Below are 17,125 nucleotides of genomic sequence, written 5' to 3'. Positions count from 1 at the left end.
CCGCCGTTTTGGCTGATGCCGTCCGCCTGGCGGGCTGGATTGCCCGGAGGGCAATTTCAGCCTCGCCGGCGATTGAGGCGCGGGGTCGGGGGCGGAGCCCCAGGAGGCCGGGCCGCAGGCGGGAACGGGCTGGGCCCGGGAGGGTGGATCCGCTGACCGCCGGAGGCTAGCGGCAGCCGCAGGACCGGCGGATCACCAGCGCCGACGGGAACTGCTTCAGCCGCTCGCGCCGGGAACCCGCCACGCGCACGGAGTCGTCCAGGACGAGGTCCACGGCCGCGCGGGCCATCGCCGGACGGTCCGAGGCGATGGTGGTCAGGGGCGGGTCCGTGAGGGCCGCCTCCTTGACGTCGTCGAAGCCCGCCACCGCCAGCTCCTCCGGCACGTCGATGCGCAGCTCGCGCGCGGCCCGGAGTACGCCGATGGCCTGGTCGTCCGTGGCGCAGAAGATCGCCGTCGGACGGTCGGGCCGGGCCAGGACCTCCAGGGCGACCTTGTACGCGTCGTAGCGGTTGTACGGGGCCTCGATGAGGCGGCCCTCCACCGAGCGGCCGGACTCCAGCATGGCCCGGCGCCAGCCCTCGACGTGGTCGGCCACCGGGTCGCCGACCGACGGGGTGTTCTCGACCCCGCCGATGCAGGCGACGTACGCGTGGCCGTGCTCCAGCAGGTGCCGGGTCGCCATCTGGGCACCGCCGATGTCGTCGGTGATGACGGCGACGTCGTCGATGGCCTCCGGGCGCTCGTGCAGCAGCACCACCCGGGCGTCCCAGGCCTCGATCTCGCCGGCCGCCTGCTCGCTCATGCCCTGGCTGACCAGGATCAGCCCCGATACCCGCATCCCGAGGAAGGCCCGCAGGTAGTGGACCTCGCGCTCGGTGCGGTAGTCGGAGTTGCCGACCAGCACCATCTTCCCGCGTTCGGCGGCGGCCTGTTCGACCGCGTGCGCCATCTCCGCGAAGAACGGCTGACGGGCGTCCGGGACGATCATGCCTATGAGGTCGGTGCGCCGCGAAGCCATCGCCTGTGCGACCCGGTCCGGGCGGTAGCCCAGCTCCTTGATCGCGGCGAGGACACGCTCGCGCGTGGCCGGGGCAACCGGCCGGGGTCCGTTGTTGATGACGTAGCTCACGACGGCGGTAGAGGTACCCGCAAGTCGCGCCACGTCATCCCGCGTCACCTTGGCCACGTGCCGGAGTCTACGCGGGGTGACCTACCTCTGGGCAGGGCGTCCTGCCGAGTGGATGCTCACAGGGTCTTCGGCCGACCGGGTGACGGCCGCCGAGGCGTGCGCGGTGGCCTGCGCGGAGGCCTGGGCAGCGGCCTTCGCGGCAGCCTGGGCCGCGGCTTCCGCCGCCGCCCGCTCCACCTTCTCCGGAGTCACGAAGCGGTAGCCGACGTTACGGACCGTGCCGATCAACGACTCGTGCTCGGGGCCGAGCTTGGCGCGCAGCCGCCGTACGTGCACGTCGACCGTACGGGTGCCACCGAAGTAGTCGTAGCCCCAGACCTCCTGGAGCAGCTGCGCGCGGGTGAAGACCCGGCCCGGGTGCTGCGCGAGGTACTTGAGCAACTCGAACTCCTTGAAGGTCAGGTCCAGGACCCGCCCCTTCAGCTTCGCCGAGTACGTCGCCTCGTCGACCGACAGGTCGCCGTTGCGGATCTCCATCGGGGAGTCGTCCGAGCCCAGCTGCTGCCGGCCGGTGGCCAGCCGCAGCCGTGCCTCGACCTCGGCGGGGCCCGCCGTGTCCAGCAGTACGTCGTCGATGCCCCAGTCGGCGGTGACGGCGGCCAGGCCGCCCTCGGTGACCACGAGGATCAGCGGACAACCGGGTCCGGTGGAGCGGAGCAGCTGACACAGCGACCGCACCTGCGGCAGGTCGCGGCGGCCGTCCACGAGGATCACGTCGGCACCCGGGGTGTCCACGAGCGCCGGACCCTCGGCCGGGGCCACCCGGACGTTGTGCAGCAGCAGGCCGAGGGCGGGCAGCACCTCGGTGGACGGCTGCAGGGCATTGGTGAGCAGCAGCAGGGAGCTCATGCCCGACCACCTGCCCGGGTCGGACGGTGCTGCACGGATCGCTGGTCCATCACGTCGGTTCCTCCTCGGTCCCGTCGAGGACGTGCGCGGTACTGCTTCGTACGGTGTCGTTCTCGGTCCCGCCGGCGTCCTCGCGGCCCCGCGCCCTGGGGCCCGCGGGGACATCCGGTGTTCCCGTTTCGTTCAACGTGCTGAAAGCACAAAAGGACCCGGGGGCAACGTTGCCCGGATCCTCTCGCCGCCAGAATAGCCCACCGGCCCTTTCCGGGCCGAGGCCTCTTCCGCTTCCGATTCTGTGGTTCCTGCCACGCCGGCGCCCTGCGTATGCCCCGGTTTCACCAGATCGGCGGCCCGCCGAGCGGTGAGGGCGATCGTTCGGGGGATGCCCGGGCGCACCCGGGGCGCGCGGAAGCACGCCGGGGTCGGGCGCGCGAGGGGCCATCATGGAGGCCGACGGTAGAGAGCCGACGATAGGAGCTGCAGTGGCAACCGGAACCATCCGCTACTGGGCGGCGGCCAAGGCCGCGGCCAAGACGGCGGAGGAGCCGTACTCGGCGCGCACACTGGCCGAGGCGCTCGACGCCGTGCGGGAACGCCACCCCGGGGAGCTGACCCGGGTCCTGCTGCGCTGCTCCTTCCTCGTGAACGACGAGCCCGTGGGCAAGCGCCCGCACGATGCCGTCCTGCTGACCGAGGGGGGCACCGTAGAGGTGCTCCCGCCGTTCGCGGGCGGGTGAGCGGAAACCGATGAGCACGCCCGAGGAACAGCAGCAGCAACAGCAGCACCAAGAGCGGCAGCAGTCGCACCAGGACCCGTACGGGACCCAGACCTGGCAGTCCGACACCTGGGACACCGGCTACCAGCCGGTGCACCCGCCGCTGGGCGCGGTCCCGGGCCAGCCGGTGGCCCCGGAGGGCTGGTTCCGCGACGAGGCCCCGGCCGGCTCCGCCGGCGGGAGCGCGACGGATGCCCCGTGGCCGCAGGCACAGGCGCAGGCCCCTGCTTCCGCCCAGGCTGCCGGTCCGTGGCCGGACGGAGCCGGAGCCGTCTCCGGTTCGGCTGCCGGTGCGGGCGTCCCGTGGCCCGAAGGGCCGGCCGCAGAGGCCTACCCGGCCCGGCAGGCCCAGGACCCGATGCCGTACCAGCAGGCTCCGGCGGGGCAGCCCGCCGCCCCCGAGGGCTGGTTCCGGGACGAGGTCCCGGCCCCGGCCCCCGCGCGGGACTGGTCCCGGTCCGCCGCCCCGGCGTCCGCCGACGAGACCGCCTACCTGCCGCCGTACCCGGGCCCGGAGCCGTCGGCCGCCCTCCTGAACCCGGACTTCCCGCAGCAGGCCGCGGCCCCGGCCTCCGCCGCCGAGACCGCGTACCTTCCGCCCTACCCGGCCCCGGAGGCCCCGGCCGCGCAGGCCGCCGCCCCGGCCTCGGCCGAGGAGACCGCGTACCTGCCGCCGTACCCCGGCCCCGAGGCCCGAGCAGCCGCCCCGTACTCGGACTTCCCGCAGCAGGCCGCCCCGGCGTCCGCCGAGGAGACCGCCTACCTGCCGCCGTACCCGGGTCCGCAGGCGCCGGCCGGCGGCCCGTACCCGGACTCCGCGCAGCTGCGGGCCGAGGGGTCGGCCGTGCCCGAGGGCTGGTTCCGGGACGAGGTTCCCGCTCCCGCTCCCGCTCCGGACTGGTCCCAGGGCGCCGGGACGGTCGTCTCGGCTGACGAGACGGCGTACCTCCCGCCCTACCCGGGCCCCGGCATGGCGGAGGAGCAGCAGGAAGCCGCCCCCACCGCCGAGCCCGCCGCAGACGACACGGCCTGGTCGCCCCCCACCCTCGCCGGGAACACCCTGCGCGCCGTCGACCCGGCCCAGGCCCGCGCCGAGGGCCGGTCGCCGATCATCGACCCCGGGCCGCAGTCGGCGATCCTGACCGCCGCCCTCGGCCTGCTGCTGGCCCTCGCGGCCGTCCTCGGCCACTACGCCGTCCTCGTGCCGCTGGTCGCCCTCCAGGGCCTCACCGCGGCCGGCTGGTTCCGCCTCAACGGCATGTGGCCGGCCCGCCAGGGCATCGCGCTCGCCTTCGCCGGAGCGCTCGTCGCCGACGCCGCCGTGCTCGCGGTGGACGACCCGTACGGCCCCGGCGCGATCATCGGCACCCTCGGCGCGTGGGTGCTGATCACCCTCGTCCTCCAGCTGCGCAGCCACGCCGATCCCGACGAGCGGATGTACGGGCTGATGGCCTCGGTGGCCTCCGCCGCCCTCGCCATCGTCTGCGCGGGCTGGCTCGCGGCCGACACCGCCGCCGTCTCCGCGGGCGCGGTGGCCGTCGCCGTGGCCGTGTTCACCCGCGCCCTGCCGCTGCCCACCGCCCCCTCGGTCGGCGTCTCGCTGGCCGCGGCCGCGGGAGCGGGCCTCGTCGTCGGTGGGCTCACCGACGTCGGCGTGGGCGGGGCCCTGGTCGGGCTCGTGTCCGGGGTGTGCGCCCTGATCGGGTTGCGCGTGGCGGCGTACGACTACCCGTCGAAGTTCGTCCACATGACGGCCGGTGTCGCGCTGCCGCTCGCGGTGGCCGCTCCCGCCGTGTACCTGATCGGTCGGGTGGTGAGCTGATCTCTGCCCGACAACGGGCGTGGTCAACTAGGTCGAACGGATCGACAACCAGGGGGAGGGGCGCGTGCGGATTCTGCGTGTCGTCGTGATCATCGCGGTGGTGCTGGGGGCCCTGTTCACCGGCGTGGACCGCTGGGCGGTCAACTACGTCGAGAACCGGCTGGCGGACCGGATCCAGGCCCGGCAGGGCCTGGCCGGCAGCTCGGAGGTGGAGATCCGCGGCTTCCCCTTCCTCACCCAGGCGCTCAGCCACGACCTGGACCGGGTGGACCTGAAGCTCCGCGGTGTCGACGTGACGGCCGACGGGCGCAAGACGCGCCTCTCGGAGCTCGCCGCGAGCTTCCACGGGGTGAAGCTCGACGGGGACTACGGCGGCGGTACCGCCAAGCGGGCGGAGGGCTCCGCGCTCGTCTCGTACGCGGACCTCACGGCGGCCTCGCAGACCGGCGCGGCCCTGTCCTACGGCGGGGCGCCGGGGAAGGTGAAGGTCACCGTGGCGGTGGACGTGCTCGGCAAGACCCTCACCCGCAGCGTGGTGTCGACCGTCACCCTGGTGGACGGGGAAGGCGGAAAGGGCGGCAAGGTCGTCCGGGTGCGCGCCGACGAGGTGCCCGGCGAGGGCATACCCGGCCTCGAACGGCTGGTCCGCAAGCGGACCGACTTCGACCGCAGTCTCGACGGCGGCCTGCCTGCCGGGCTCCAGCTCACCGCCCTGACCTCGGACGAAGCCGGTCTGCACCTCGAACTGGGCGGTTCGAACGTGGTGCTGGCCGGATCGTGAGACGGAGCGGTCCGATCCGCAGAAGGACGGGCCGCCCAAGGGCTCCCCGGGGCGGCGCGGCGGCCGCACGGGGGACTCGTATCCCAGCATACGGACCATCCTGTCTCGGAATATGACACACCGGTGACAGGGCGGCTGATTCGTCCCTACGATCCATGCCTATGAAGCATCAGCAGGCGGACCTCACGAAGCGGCGGGCAGTAGACCTGTGTCGCGTCGCCGCCATGCTCTGTCGATCCATGTGACTTGTGAGCGATCCCGCTCCATACGACCGGACGACGGCCGCCAGACCGGCCCTTCCCGCGTGACCGCACCCGCCTCCTGAGCCCTGACGCCTCCCCGCGCAGGTTCAGAAGCGCACCCGTACGCACGCAGCAGCACCGCAGCATCCGTACAGCCCCGCCGCACACTGCCCCGGAGGAGAACACCATGAGCCGCAGCGACGTCCTCGTAGACGCCGACTGGGTCGAGGCCCACCTGAACGACGCCAACGTCGTCATCGTCGAGGTGGACGAGGACACGTCCGCGTACGACAAGAACCACATCACCAACGCCGTCCGGATCGACTGGAAGACCGACCTCCAGGACCCGGTCCGCCGCGACTTCGTGGACCAGGAGGGCTTCGAGAAGCTCCTCTCCGCCAAGGGCATCTCCAACGACGACACGGTCGTCCTCTACGGCGGCAACAACAACTGGTTCGCGTCCTACGCCTACTGGTACTTCAAGCTCTACGGCCACCAGGACGTCCGCCTCCTCGACGGCGGCCGCAAGAAGTGGGAGCTCGACTCCCGCGACCTGGTCGACGGCAAGGACGTCCCGAACCGCCCGGCCACCGAGTACAAGGCCAAGGCCCAGGACACCTCCATCCGCGCCTTCCGCGACGACGTCGTCGCCGCGATCGGCGCCCAGAACCTGGTCGACGTCCGCTCGCCCGACGAGTTCTCCGGCAAGCTGCTCGCCCCGGCGCACCTCCCGCAGGAGCAGTCGCAGCGTCCCGGCCACGTGCCGAGCGCCCGCAACATCCCGTGGTCGAAGAACGCCAACGACGACGGCACCTTCAAGTCGGACGAAGAGCTGACCGCCCTCTACGAGGCCGAGCAGGTCGACCTGGCGAAGGACACCATCGCCTACTGCCGCATCGGTGAGCGCTCCGCGCTCACGTGGTTCGTGCTGCACGAGCTCCTGGGCCAGGAGAACGTCAAGAACTACGACGGCTCGTGGACCGAGTACGGCTCGCTGGTCGGCGTGCCGATCGAGCTCGGCCCCAACAAGTAATCCCGCGGGCACGCGACGCCCTCGTAGTACGACCTCTCTAGGACAGGACAGAGAACATGTGTGGAGCACAGATCGGCGGGCCCGACCTCGCGACGCTGAAGCCCGGTGAGACCGCGATCCAGGGCCAGATCACCCAGGGCGGGGAGCCGGTGTCCGGCTACGTCCGCCTGCTGGACTCGACCGGTGAGTTCACCGCCGAGGTCCCGACCTCGGCCACCGGCCAGTTCCGCTTCTACGCGGCCCCCGGCTCGTGGACGCTGCGCGCGCTCGTCCCGGGTGCCAAGGCGGACCGCGCCGTCGTGGTCGCCGAGGCCGGCGGCGTGACGGACGTGGCGATCGCGGTCTGACGACCGTGCTCGCGCACTGAATGACCGGCCGAAGGGCCGCACCCCAGGGGGTTGGACGCCACTGGAACGGGGTGCGGCCCTTCGTGCCGTCCACGGCCTTGCCTTCGCCGGGGCCGGCTCTACGCTGGAGACATGTACGCCAGGCGCCGGCGCGTGTACTTCCTGCTCATGGGCGGATGCCTGTTCCTCTTCGTCTCCGCCTGGTCCTTCGTGCGCCTGCTGTCGGTGGAGGCCGCCGTGGCGCTGTGCGTGGTCGCCATGGTCATCCCGCCGGTGGCCGCCGTGATCGCCAACCGGCGCGGCCCGGACGACCGGTGGTGGGACGACCCCTCGGGCGATCCGAAGTCCGACGAGTGGTGGGACGAGTTGGATGGAAAACGGCGCCACGAGGAATGACGAGATAAGAATGTAATAAGCATTCATACAACCGCGTCCCCCTGGAACGGGTCATGGGTACGCACGGGTAATCAACCTGTGCCTCCAGTCCTGTGGGGGACTCCTTTGGAACACGAACAGACCATCCCCGAGCAGCGGAAAGAGGCGGAGAACGCACCGGAAACAGACACTCCGGACCAGCTCTCCACCCCGGCCGCCGGCCCCGAGGCCGATGTCGATGCCACCACTGCCGGTGCCGCCGGAGCAGTCCCGCGCCGTCGGCGCGGTCGTACGACGCTCCTGATCGCGGGCGCGGCCGTCCTCGGCGTCCTCGCCGGCGCGGTCACCGGCTACGCGGTCCAGTACCACCGCGAACCGACCGCGCTGCCGCCGCTGGCCCAGCAGAAGCTGGTGACGCCGAAGGCGCTCGCGCCGGACGACGCGACGACGAACAAGACGATCAACGCCAACCGCTGGCACAAGACCGACGACGACCTCAGCAAGCTGCTGATCGAGGCACCGAGCGGGGCCAAGGCGGTGGGCGCCGGCTACGACACCCTCGACTCGTTCTCGACCACCTTCGAGCGGCCGGACGGAGCCCTCCGCGGGTTCGCGAACGACGGCTTCCGGCGGATCGCGACGACGATGTGGCAGGACGACCGGGTCCTCGTCGAGGTCCGGCTGATCCAGTTCGACGACTTCTCCGGCGCCGACGACTACCAGAAGGAACAGGCCGGCTACATGCCGGAGAAGAAGTTCGCGGGCAACGACGGTGTCGCCATTCCCGGCATCTCCGCGGACCTCGGGCACGTGTGGGTCAACTCCGAGACCCACGAGAAGCCGGGCTACTACCCGGTCCGCGAAGCCCGGGCCCTCGTGCGCCGGGGCGACGTGGTCGTGGACATCTTCTACTACGACAACCGCGGCAAGATCGCCGAGGGCGATGTCATCGACCTGGCCAAGCGACAGCTGGAGCGACTGTGACCGAGCCGCAGAACGACAACACCCCGGCGCCGGTCCCGACGACCGAGGTCGCGGCCCCGGCCTCGGCCCCGGCCCCGGAGACGCCCGTGGCCCCCGTGGCCCCCGTGGCCCCCGCGGCTCCCGAGGTCCCCGAGGTCCCCGAGACCCCCGAGGCCCCCGTGGCCCCGGTCGAGGCCGGACCGGAGGCGGCCGCGCCGGTGAAGTCCGCGCGCGGGGTCAACCGCAAGAAGGCCGCCCTCATCGCCGCGGGCGTGGCCGTCGTCGTCCTCGCGGGCGCCGGCGTCTGGGGGGCCACCGCGATCGCGGACGCCGACCGGACCGCGCCCACGGCCTACTGGAACCCCCACGGCGTGACGTCGCAGGAGAAGGAAGAACCGGGACCCGTCCCCGCGAACGCCCTCTCGGGCAAACTGCTGCCCCTGCCGAGCGGGTTCTCGCTGGGCCCCGACCTCGGTGGCGACGGCAACAACTTCTTCGTCTCGGGCGAGAAGGCCGTCGAGGGCTTCAAGGAGGCCCGCAAGGGCCTGTCGAGCTCGGAACGCAAGAAGCGCGACGACATGCTGGCCGACCTCAAGCTCAAGGGCCTCGCAGGGCGCAGCTACACCAAGGGCAACGGCGACATGGTCACGGAGGTCCGCATCATGCAGGCCGACCCGCAGGCCCTGGGAACCTTCTCCGAGGTCTCCAAGAAGCTGATCGACCTCATGGCCGGCGACCGCGACGCACCGAAGGTGGACGGCTTCCCGGACGCCAAGTGCTCGCTGCTGCCCGTCGGCGAGGAGAAGGAGGAGAAGATCGACTCCCTCTACTGCGTTTCGGTCGAAGGCGACGTGATGGTCAACTTCCGTGCGTACGGGCCCAAGCCCGCCTTCAAGGCATCCGATGCCACCGCGTTCCTCAAGAACCAGCTGAGCCACCTGAAGTCCCCCGGGGAGTCCGCGTGACCGAGCAGAACACCACCGGACCCGCTCCGGAGGCTGTCGAGATCGTCGAGGCCCCGGCCCCGCAGGACGCCGTGCCCGCGCAGCAGCAGCCGCAGGCGCCGGCCCCGCAGGACGCCGTGCCCGCGCAGCCGCAGCAGCAGCCGCAGGCGCCCGGGACCGCCCCGCAGGACGCGGTGCCCGCCGAAGCCCCGCCGGGGGGCGACGCCGCCGAAGCCCCGCCGGCCCCGGCGCCCAAGGACCGGCGCAAGCTGTTCGCCTTCCTGCGTTGGACGGCCGCCGTGGTGGTCTTCGGAACCGTCGGCACGGGTGTCGCGTACGGGATCGCCCAGCCCGAGCGCACCGACATCCCCGGCCTGTCCACCAAGGACGACGGCCGCTGGGTCTACCCGGCTCTGGTCAAGCCCACCCTGCCGCCCGGCGCCGCCCTGCCCTTCGCCAAGGACAACCCGGACGGCATCCACTACGCCGGCCTGACCGAGCTGCTCCTCCCGGCCCCGCAGGGATCGAAGCCCGACTCCACGCTGAAGCTGGAGAAGGACTCGGTGGTGTCCGTGGACACCTTCCTGGAGGAGTACGAGCCCTCCACGCGCGAAAAGATGAAGCAGGGGTTCACGGACGACGGCCTGCGCCAGATCGTCGCGCGCGGCTGGACCACGCCCGACGGCACTCGTACCCGGATCTACCTGCTGCGTTTCCACGCCTCGGGATTCACCGACGCCTTCGAGGGCTGCGGCGGCGACATGAACCTGAACGGGGTCAACCGCATCGAGGCGGACGCCACCTGGACCAAGGCCAAGATGAACCAGTCCGGCCCGGACGCCACCGGAGTCACGGTCCACGAGGAGTCCACCCCGTTCGGCGACGAGCAGATCAAGGCCGGATGCGTCCAGTCCGGTGACGTCCAGGCCGTGATCCTCCAGACCCGCAAGGGCCAGGTGGCCACCGTCCCCCTGCACCAGACGGTGATCCTCCAGCACCAGCTGCTGAGCTGACCGGCGGTACGGCCCACCTCGCACAGTGCGCCGGTCCCCGGGCCAGTAGGCTTGGGGACCGGCCCCGTACAGCCCCAGAAACGAATTCCGAGGAGCACCCCGTGCTTGAGGCAGTCTTCACCTCCCTGCTGGTCCTGGTCTGCGTCGGCGTCATGGCCTTCACCGGCCTGGCGGTCAAGAAGCTGTACCAGGGTCAGCGCTGAGCCTCGGCTCGTCAGCCCGGCCCAGCAGACCGCCCGGAACCCCTCCCACAGATCGCCTGAGCAGCCATTCATGATCCAGATCCCGTCCGACCTGAACCCCGGCCTCGTCCCCCTGGCCTTCCTCCTCGGTACCTGGGAGGGCGCGGGAGTCTTCGACTTCCCCGGTGAGGAGAAGTGCAACTTCGGCCAGGAGGTCGTCTTCGGCCACGACGGCCGGGACTTCCTGGAGTACACCTCGCACACCTGGGCCCTCGACGCCGAGGGCAACAAGGTGCGGCCGCTGGAGTCCGAGTCCGGCTACTGGCGCATCGACAAGGACCGCAAGGTCGAGGTCGTCATGGTCCGCGACCAGGGCGTCGTCGAGGTCTGGTACGGCGATCTCGCCGACCAGAAGCCGCAGATCGACCTGGTCACCGACGCCGTCGCGCGCACCGCGGCCTCCGGCCCGTACAGCGGCGGCAAGCGGCTCTACGGCTACGTGAAGAGCGACCTGATGTGGGTCGGCGAGAAGGCCACGCCGGACGTCGAGCTGCGCCCGTACATGTCGGCCCAGCTGAAGAAGGTCGTCACGCCCGAGGAGGTCGCCGAGATGGCGCGCAACCTCCCGGACATGCCGGACGACGGCATCGCCTTCTTCCGCTGATCCGCGGATCGAAGCCGTGCGCGGAGGGGACGACGGGCCGACCCGCCGTCCCCTTCTCGCGTCTACACTGGCCACGTGGTCAGCACTGAGGGCACCGAAGGCACCGACTGGAAGAGCGACCTGCGGCAGCGCGGTTACCGGCTGACACCGCAGCGCCAACTCGTGCTGGAAGCGGTCGACGCACTGGAACACGCCACCCCGGACGAGATCCTCGCCCAGGTGCGCAAGACCGCATCCGGGGTCAACATCTCCACCGTCTACCGCACGCTGGAGCTCCTGGAGGAGCTGGCGCTCGTCTCGCACGCGCACCTCGGCCACGGCGCCCCCACGTACCACCTCGCCGACCGGCACCACCACATCCACCTGGTCTGCCGCGAATGCGAAGACGTCATCGAGGCGGACGTGGACATCGCCGCCGAATTCACCGCCAAGCTCCGTGGCACCTTCGGCTTCGAGACCGACATGAAGCACTTCGCGATCTTCGGCCTCTGCAAGAAGTGCGCCGCCAAACACCGTGACGGCCACGCGTAGCCGAGTCGTACGCTTGGTCCCATGACCAGCAGCCCCTTGCTCCACCTCCCCGGCGCCGTGCAGGCCGAAGGCCGCGACGAGGGCGTCGCCGCCCACTACGGCGAGCTGTACGGCGAACAACGCGCCCTCGCCGACGGCCGAGGGTTCGTCGACCTCTCGCACCGCGGAGTCGTCACCGTCAGCGGACCGGAACGGCTGAGCTGGCTGCACCTGCTGCTCACCCAGCACCTCACCGAACTGCCCGCCGGGCAGGCCACCGAGGCGCTGATCCTCTCCGCCAACGGCCACATCGAGCACGCGCTCTACCTCGTCGACGACGGCGAGACCACCTGGGCGCACGTGGAGCCCGGCACCCAGGAGGCGCTGATCGCCTACCTGGAGGCGATGAAGTTCTTCTACCGCGTCGAAGTCGCCGACCGCACCGACGAGTTCGCCGTCGTGCACCTGCCGGCCGGTTCCATCGCCGAGGTCCCCAAGGAGCTCGTCGTCCGGGAGACCGCGCACGGCCGCGACGTGTTCCTGCCCCGCGCCGAGCTGGAGGCCTTCGCCGCCGCGCACGGCCCGGCCGCCGGGCTGCTCGCGTACGAGGCCCTGCGCGTCGAGGCGCACCGGCCGCGGCTCGGCCTGGAGACCGACCACCGGACCATCCCGCACGAGCTGGGCTGGATCGGCACCGCCGTCCACCTCCAGAAGGGCTGCTACCGCGGCCAGGAGACCGTCGCCCGCGTCCACAACCTGGGGAAGCCCCCGCGCCGCCTGGTCTTCCTGCACCTGGACGGCTCCGAGGTGCTCCTCCCGGCGCACGGCACGCCCGTCCGGCTCGCCGCCGACGGGGAGGAGGGCCGGCAGCTGGGCTTCGTGACCACGGCCGTCCGCCACCACGAGCTGGGCCCGATCGCCCTCGCGCTGGTCAAGCGGAACGTGCCGGTGGACGCGCCGCTGCTGGTCGGCAAGACGGCCGCCGCGCAGGAGGTCGTCGTAGCGCCGTAGCCCTGGGCGGCTAGATGTCGATGACGATGGTGAACGGGCCGTGGTTGGTCAGCGAGACCCGCATGTCCGCGCCGAACCGGCCCGTCTCCACCGTCGCGCCCAGCGCCCGCAGCTGGGCCACGACCTCGTCCACCAGCGGCTCGGCCACCGGGCCGGGCGCCGCCGCGTTCCACGTGGGGCGGCGGCCCTTGCGCGCGTCCCCGTACAGCGTGAACTGGGAGATCACCAGCAGCGGGGCGTTCACGTCGCTGCAGGACTTCTCGGCCTCCAGGATCCGCACCGACCACAGCTTGCGCGCCAGCAGCGCCGCCTTCTCCGGGGTGTCGTCGTGGGTCACCCCCACCAGCACGCACAGCCCCTCGCCGACGATCTCGCCCACGGTCTCGCCGCCCACGACGACGCTCGCGCCGTCCACCCTCTGCACCACAGCTCGCATACCACCTGTGTACCAGGAGTGCACCGTTGCTAGAGATGTGGGCCGGAATTGGCCACATCTCTACCTACCGGACTTGCCGGTTGTCCCCCCGAACGGTCTTGGGAGACGGGGAACAGCGCGAGCTGGTCGCCTCGGCCCCGGCAGGTCTTGGTGCCCCGGTGGGGCGTGCCTGTGGTCCTTGGCGGGCTCGCGGTCCCGCGTGCCCTCGGGCGGGGGACGGTCTGGCCGGTAGCTCTCCGCACAACGATCCTCTGGTCGTGTGCGGTCACACCTGACCGACGCCGTAGCCCGTGTCCGAGGGCGCGCCTGCCGATCGCCACAGCGGCCGCGTGGTGGCCGGTGACGGCGGTGGTCTTGGATTGGGATTGCTGCTGGAGTGGGGTCTGCCAGTGCTGGGTGCCCCAGCGTGAGGTGTAGGCGGGATCGACCGCGACGAGAACGAGTCCGCAGTGGTGGGCCATGCCGCGCAGTCGTTCCCGGAACCGCGCGGTGGGGAGCCCAGCGACGGTGCGGCGGAAGGCCTTTCCGCGTTTGCCGCGTCCCATGGTTTCCCGACCGGTGGCACGGGCGTCGGTAAAGCCCAGGTTCTCGATCGCCAGACCGGCACAACCGTGTTTGCGGGCGAAGTTGATCAGTGCGGTGATCGCGGCCCGCAGGCGCCCGTCTCGCTGGGATGCGGGTCCCGTCAGCTCGGTGGGCATGGTGACCGGCTCACCGACCGGATTGCCGTGAGTGTCCACCACGCACGCGGCGAAATGGTCCGCGTTGAGGTCCACGGCCAGCAGCCGGACGCCTGCGGCGGCCAGCTCGACGGGCGTGGGCAACATGGTCTTCTCGGTGGACCAGGAAGCATCCAGATACCAGCGGCCACGCACGGCGTCGTAGGTGATGTCGTAGCGCACGGACCTGTTGGCCATGGCACGGTCCAGCCACTGATCGCGGCGGTGGTTGAACGTGACGGTGTAGGCGAGCCGGTAGCGACCACGGGGTGCGTTTGCGAGGTGCCGCAACGGTTGGGGCAGGACGATCGTGACCGTCCCGTCGGCCGGGTCCACATTGATCGTGTAGTTCCCGTGGGGTGCGCCGGACTCGCCGTCGGCGGTCAGGAACAGGCGAGCCGCGTCCCAGCGCTCCCGCCAGCCGGTCTCGGTGAGACCGGCGTCGGCGAGGTTGTGTCGCACCTTCGCGAGCCGGCGGCCGCCGACGACGATCGCCGGATGCCCGGCCTCGATACGCGCCTCCACCTCGGCCAGGCGGGCGGTGAGCACCTGCAACCGGCACTGCTTCCGCGCACGCTCGACCTGGCTCGGATAGCCGCGAACGCCACCCACGCGCCGGCCGCACGGCACCCCCAGACGGGTACGGATCTTCGCGACGGCCCGGCGCAGCGAGGTTCGCTCATCGAACAGGCAGCGCAGCGAAAGCTGGTACTGGTCCTCGGACGCACGGGTGATCGCACCCGCCCACCGCGACGACGACACCCGCGTCAGTACGCGCTTGCGCTCCGCCCGACGATTCTCTTTGACCGGCACCATGCCGATCCGCACCCGCTCGGCCAGATCAGCACGCGCATACCCACCGAGGTGGTCACCCACGACCCGCATGACCTCGGCATCGCGGGTGGACAGGCGCAGGCGATCACGGATACGCGCACCTGCGGGCGCCGGAACAGTGAACGGACCGGTCAGCGCGCGCAGCGGACGCTTGTGCCTCCGACTCCCCCCGCCGCGCCACAGGATCCCCCCTCCCCATCACCGACAACAGCACGGATGTTCTCCCCTGAGACTGACGTCTCTGCGAAGGCCGCGTGCCCGCACCACTTCCTTTCACCCATACGAGGTATTGGCTGGGCGGCGACGGCCGACAGCCGAATCAGTTGGTCCGTCCGGGGCCGATCGGGTGGAGTGGGACTGCGTCGGGGCCACGGAGAGTGGCACGATGCACGCAGGCGGTGCGGGTGCGCCGCACCGGTCGAGGGGACGGACTCGTTCGTATGAATACTTCTGGTACCTCCGTACCTGCATCACCCGCATCCATCGCAGCTGCCGCGGTCCGACCTCCCGCGCAGCGCACCGGCGACCTGCCGGGGCCGGAGCAGCCGGGGCCGGAGGCCCGCACCACCGCGCTCGGGCTGCCGGAACTGCGCGCGCTGCGCCGCGACGCGCAGCGCGACGAGGCCGATCTGAGCTACGTACGCCGGCTGCTCCAGGGCCGCATCGACATCCTGCGGGCCGAACTCGCGCGGCGTGCGGACCCCGAGGCGCCGGTGGCGGACCGGGTGGACCGGCTCTCGGAGATCCTCGCCGACGCCCCCTCCAGCCGTAGCGCGTCCGCCCGGCACGTCACGCTCGGCACCCCGCACGGCGAGGAGTACCGGCTGCTGGCGGCGGAGATGCTGTCCGACGTGGAGCTGTCCGACCTGAGCGCGCGCACGGACGGCGAGCTGTACGACGGGATGGGCCGGCTGGTGCGCTACGAGCAGCAGGTCTCGCGGCGCCGACAGCAGCTCCAGCGGACGGTCGACGACTGCAGCGCGGAGATCACCCGGCGGTACCGGGAGGGAGAGGCGCAGGTGGACGACCTGCTGGCCTGAAGGGGCAGCGGGCGCGGGTCGCAGGCGGCCGGAAAATCGGGCGACCGGGCATCGGTCGGGAGATTAGCGTGGGCGGCTATGAGTGCTGACGTCCGGCCGATCGCCGAATCCGAGCTCCCCGACTGGCTGCGAACCGTGAACACGGGTTTCCTGACCGCGGCCGGAGTGACCGACTCCGACGTGGCCCAGCGGGCCAAGTACAACGACCTCGCCCGCACCTTGGGCGCGTTCGACTCCGAAACCGGCCGCTGCGTCGCGGCCTTCCGCTCCTTCGCGCAGCAACTGACCGTGCCCGGTGGGGCGTCCGTCCCCTCCAGCGCGGTCTCCAACGTCGGCGTGCTGCCCACGCACCGCCGCCAGGGACTGCTGTCGCGGATGATGGCGAGTGAGCTCGCCGCCGCCAAGGCGCGCGGTGACGTGCTGTCGACGCTGATCGCCGCCGAGTACCCGATCTACGGGCGGTACGGGTACGGGCCCGCGGCCTCCCTCGCGGAATGGGAGATCGACGTACCGCGCACCGGGCTGGACCGGCGGTTGGCGGCGCCCGTGGACGGCGGGCGGATCGACCTGGTGGACGCGGCCGAGGCCCGGCGTGTCGGCCCGGAGCTCCACGAGCGGCTGCGGGCGCGCACGCACGGCGCCGTGAACCGGGACGAGCGCTGGTGGAGCCTGGCGACCGGCTTGGAGCAGATCTCGTACCGCCCGTACAAGGAGAAGTTCTTCGCGGTGTACCGCACGGCGGCCGGCGAGGTGGCCGGGCTGGCCGCGTACGGGGCCGACGACCACTGGACGGACGCGAAGCTCCCGCAGAACACCGTGCAGGTCCACGACCTGCTGGCGCTCACCCCGCAGGCGGAGCGGGCGCTGTGGCGGTTCCTGTGCTCCATCGACTGGGTGACCAAGGTCCGCACCGGCTACCGGGCGCCCGACGACCTCGTCGCCCAGCTGCTGCCCGACCCGCGCTCGGCCCGGATCGTCACGGCCGCGGACTTCCTGTGGGTGCGGCTGCTGGACGTCGCGGCTGCCCTGCGCGCGCGGACGTACGCCGTGCCGGGGATCCTCGTACTGGAGGTCACGGACGCGGCGGGGTTGTCGGACGGCCGCTACCGGCTGGACGCGGGCACCGGCGCGTGCGAGCGGACCGAGGAGCCGGTGGACCTGAGCCTGGACGTGTCCGTGCTGGGCTCGCTGTACCTGGGCGACGAGTCCGCGGTACGGCTGGCGGCGCTGGGCCGGGTGACGGAGCTGCGGCCGGGGGCGGTGGCGCTGGCGGACGCGGTGTTCCGCACGGCCCGCCGACCGTGGTGCCCGGACGTCTTCTGAGGCGGCTTCCGATCTGTCACATCCGTCGGCTCCGAGCGGTCGGTGGAACAACGGGCGAGAGGAGCCGGG

General features: G+C 71.7%; 19 protein-coding genes. 15 read left to right on the top strand and 4 right to left on the bottom strand.

Annotated elements, in window-relative coordinates; all coding sequences use genetic code 11:
* Positions 1 to 166: 166 nt before the first annotated feature.
* Both ACFV9H_RS30160 and ACFV9H_RS30155 read right to left on the bottom strand, forming a co-directional pair.
* Positions 167 to 1,189, bottom strand: a complete 1,023-nt coding sequence (locus ACFV9H_RS30160; protein WP_385404332.1) for a LacI family DNA-binding transcriptional regulator — start codon at positions 1,187 to 1,189, stop codon at positions 167 to 169.
* Positions 1,190 to 1,213: 24 nt separating this feature from the next.
* Entirely contained in the window at positions 1,214 to 2,041 is an 828-nt protein-coding gene (locus tag ACFV9H_RS30155; RefSeq protein WP_385404330.1) for a response regulator transcription factor, read from the bottom strand.
* A 482-nt stretch (positions 2,042 to 2,523) separates the two neighbouring features.
* Between ACFV9H_RS30155 and ACFV9H_RS30150 the strand changes: the two genes are divergently transcribed.
* The 13 genes from ACFV9H_RS30150 (at position 2,524) to ACFV9H_RS30090 (ending at position 12,704) form a co-directional block, all read left to right on the top strand.
* A complete protein-coding gene (locus ACFV9H_RS30150) occupies positions 2,524 to 2,778 on the top strand; it encodes a MoaD/ThiS family protein (protein WP_030718384.1) in 255 nt (84 codons plus the stop codon).
* 10 nt (positions 2,779 to 2,788) lie between these two features.
* Positions 2,789 to 4,639 (top strand): hypothetical protein, encoded by a 1,851-nt coding sequence (locus tag ACFV9H_RS30145; RefSeq protein ID WP_385404328.1) that lies wholly within the window; start codon positions 2,789 to 2,791, stop codon positions 4,637 to 4,639.
* Positions 4,640 to 4,703: 64 nt separating this feature from the next.
* Positions 4,704 to 5,420, top strand: a complete 717-nt coding sequence (locus ACFV9H_RS30140) for a DUF2993 domain-containing protein (protein ID WP_385404326.1) — start codon at positions 4,704 to 4,706, stop codon at positions 5,418 to 5,420.
* A gap of 155 nt (positions 5,421 to 5,575) precedes the next feature.
* The gene (locus ACFV9H_RS30135; protein ID WP_353962230.1) at positions 5,576 to 5,665 is read left to right on the top strand and encodes an Ms5788A family Cys-rich leader peptide; all 90 of its coding nucleotides are present in this window, start codon (positions 5,576 to 5,578) and stop codon (positions 5,663 to 5,665) included.
* A 184-nt stretch (positions 5,666 to 5,849) separates the two neighbouring features.
* The gene (locus tag ACFV9H_RS30130; protein ID WP_385404325.1) at positions 5,850 to 6,695 is read left to right on the top strand and encodes a sulfurtransferase; all 846 of its coding nucleotides are present in this window, start codon (positions 5,850 to 5,852) and stop codon (positions 6,693 to 6,695) included.
* A 56-nt stretch (positions 6,696 to 6,751) separates the two neighbouring features.
* On the top strand, positions 6,752 to 7,042 hold the full coding sequence (locus tag ACFV9H_RS30125; RefSeq protein WP_329381595.1) for a DUF1416 domain-containing protein: 291 nt from the start codon (positions 6,752 to 6,754) through the stop codon (positions 7,040 to 7,042).
* Positions 7,043 to 7,174: 132 nt separating this feature from the next.
* A complete protein-coding gene (locus ACFV9H_RS30120; protein WP_385404322.1) occupies positions 7,175 to 7,438 on the top strand; it encodes a DUF3099 domain-containing protein in 264 nt (87 codons plus the stop codon).
* A 105-nt stretch (positions 7,439 to 7,543) separates the two neighbouring features.
* The gene (locus ACFV9H_RS30115) at positions 7,544 to 8,401 is read left to right on the top strand and encodes a hypothetical protein (protein WP_385404319.1); all 858 of its coding nucleotides are present in this window, start codon (positions 7,544 to 7,546) and stop codon (positions 8,399 to 8,401) included.
* A complete protein-coding gene (locus ACFV9H_RS30110) occupies positions 8,398 to 9,345 on the top strand; it encodes a hypothetical protein (RefSeq protein WP_385404316.1) in 948 nt (315 codons plus the stop codon). Before ACFV9H_RS30115 ends, ACFV9H_RS30110 begins: the two co-directional genes overlap by 4 nt.
* Positions 9,342 to 10,337, top strand: a complete 996-nt coding sequence (locus ACFV9H_RS30105) for a hypothetical protein (protein ID WP_385404314.1) — start codon at positions 9,342 to 9,344, stop codon at positions 10,335 to 10,337. Before ACFV9H_RS30110 ends, ACFV9H_RS30105 begins: the two co-directional genes overlap by 4 nt.
* Positions 10,338 to 10,610: 273 nt before the next feature.
* Positions 10,611 to 11,183 carry an FABP family protein gene (locus ACFV9H_RS30100; RefSeq protein WP_385404312.1) on the top strand — a complete coding sequence of 191 codons (573 nt, stop codon included), beginning with the start codon at positions 10,611 to 10,613 and terminating at the stop codon, positions 11,181 to 11,183.
* Between the two features lie 75 nt (positions 11,184 to 11,258).
* Positions 11,259 to 11,714 carry a Fur family transcriptional regulator gene (locus tag ACFV9H_RS30095; RefSeq protein ID WP_385404310.1) on the top strand — a complete coding sequence of 152 codons (456 nt, stop codon included), beginning with the start codon at positions 11,259 to 11,261 and terminating at the stop codon, positions 11,712 to 11,714.
* 21 nt (positions 11,715 to 11,735) lie between these two features.
* Positions 11,736 to 12,704: a YgfZ/GcvT domain-containing protein gene (locus tag ACFV9H_RS30090; protein WP_385404307.1), complete on the top strand. Its 969-nt coding sequence runs from the start codon at positions 11,736 to 11,738 to the stop codon at positions 12,702 to 12,704.
* A 10-nt stretch (positions 12,705 to 12,714) separates the two neighbouring features.
* Here the strand turns inward: ACFV9H_RS30090 and dtd are convergent, their stop codons facing one another.
* Together dtd and ACFV9H_RS30080 are read right to left on the bottom strand one after the other, a co-directional pair.
* Entirely contained in the window at positions 12,715 to 13,140 is a 426-nt protein-coding gene (dtd, locus tag ACFV9H_RS30085; protein WP_376659489.1) for a D-aminoacyl-tRNA deacylase, read from the bottom strand.
* Positions 13,141 to 13,169: 29 nt separating this feature from the next.
* Positions 13,170 to 14,744, bottom strand: coding sequence for a hypothetical protein (locus tag ACFV9H_RS30080; protein WP_385404305.1), 1,575 nt, complete (start codon positions 14,742 to 14,744; stop codon positions 13,170 to 13,172).
* A gap of 389 nt (positions 14,745 to 15,133) precedes the next feature.
* Between ACFV9H_RS30080 and ACFV9H_RS30075 the strand changes: the two genes are divergently transcribed.
* Together ACFV9H_RS30075 and ACFV9H_RS30070 are read left to right on the top strand one after the other, a co-directional pair.
* Positions 15,134 to 15,733 carry an AmfC protein gene (locus ACFV9H_RS30075; RefSeq protein WP_385404303.1) on the top strand — a complete coding sequence of 200 codons (600 nt, stop codon included), beginning with the start codon at positions 15,134 to 15,136 and terminating at the stop codon, positions 15,731 to 15,733.
* Between the two features lie 78 nt (positions 15,734 to 15,811).
* Positions 15,812 to 17,056 carry a GNAT family N-acetyltransferase gene (locus ACFV9H_RS30070; protein ID WP_385404301.1) on the top strand — a complete coding sequence of 415 codons (1,245 nt, stop codon included), beginning with the start codon at positions 15,812 to 15,814 and terminating at the stop codon, positions 17,054 to 17,056.
* The last annotated feature ends 69 nt before the right edge of the window (positions 17,057 to 17,125 follow it).

The sequence above is a fragment of the Streptomyces sp. NPDC059874 genome (assembly GCF_042731135.1).
Taxonomy (GTDB): domain Bacteria; phylum Actinomycetota; class Actinomycetes; order Streptomycetales; family Streptomycetaceae; genus Streptomyces.
The sequence above is the reverse complement of the archived record's forward strand: the minus strand, read 5'-3'. Positions and strand labels throughout refer to the sequence as shown.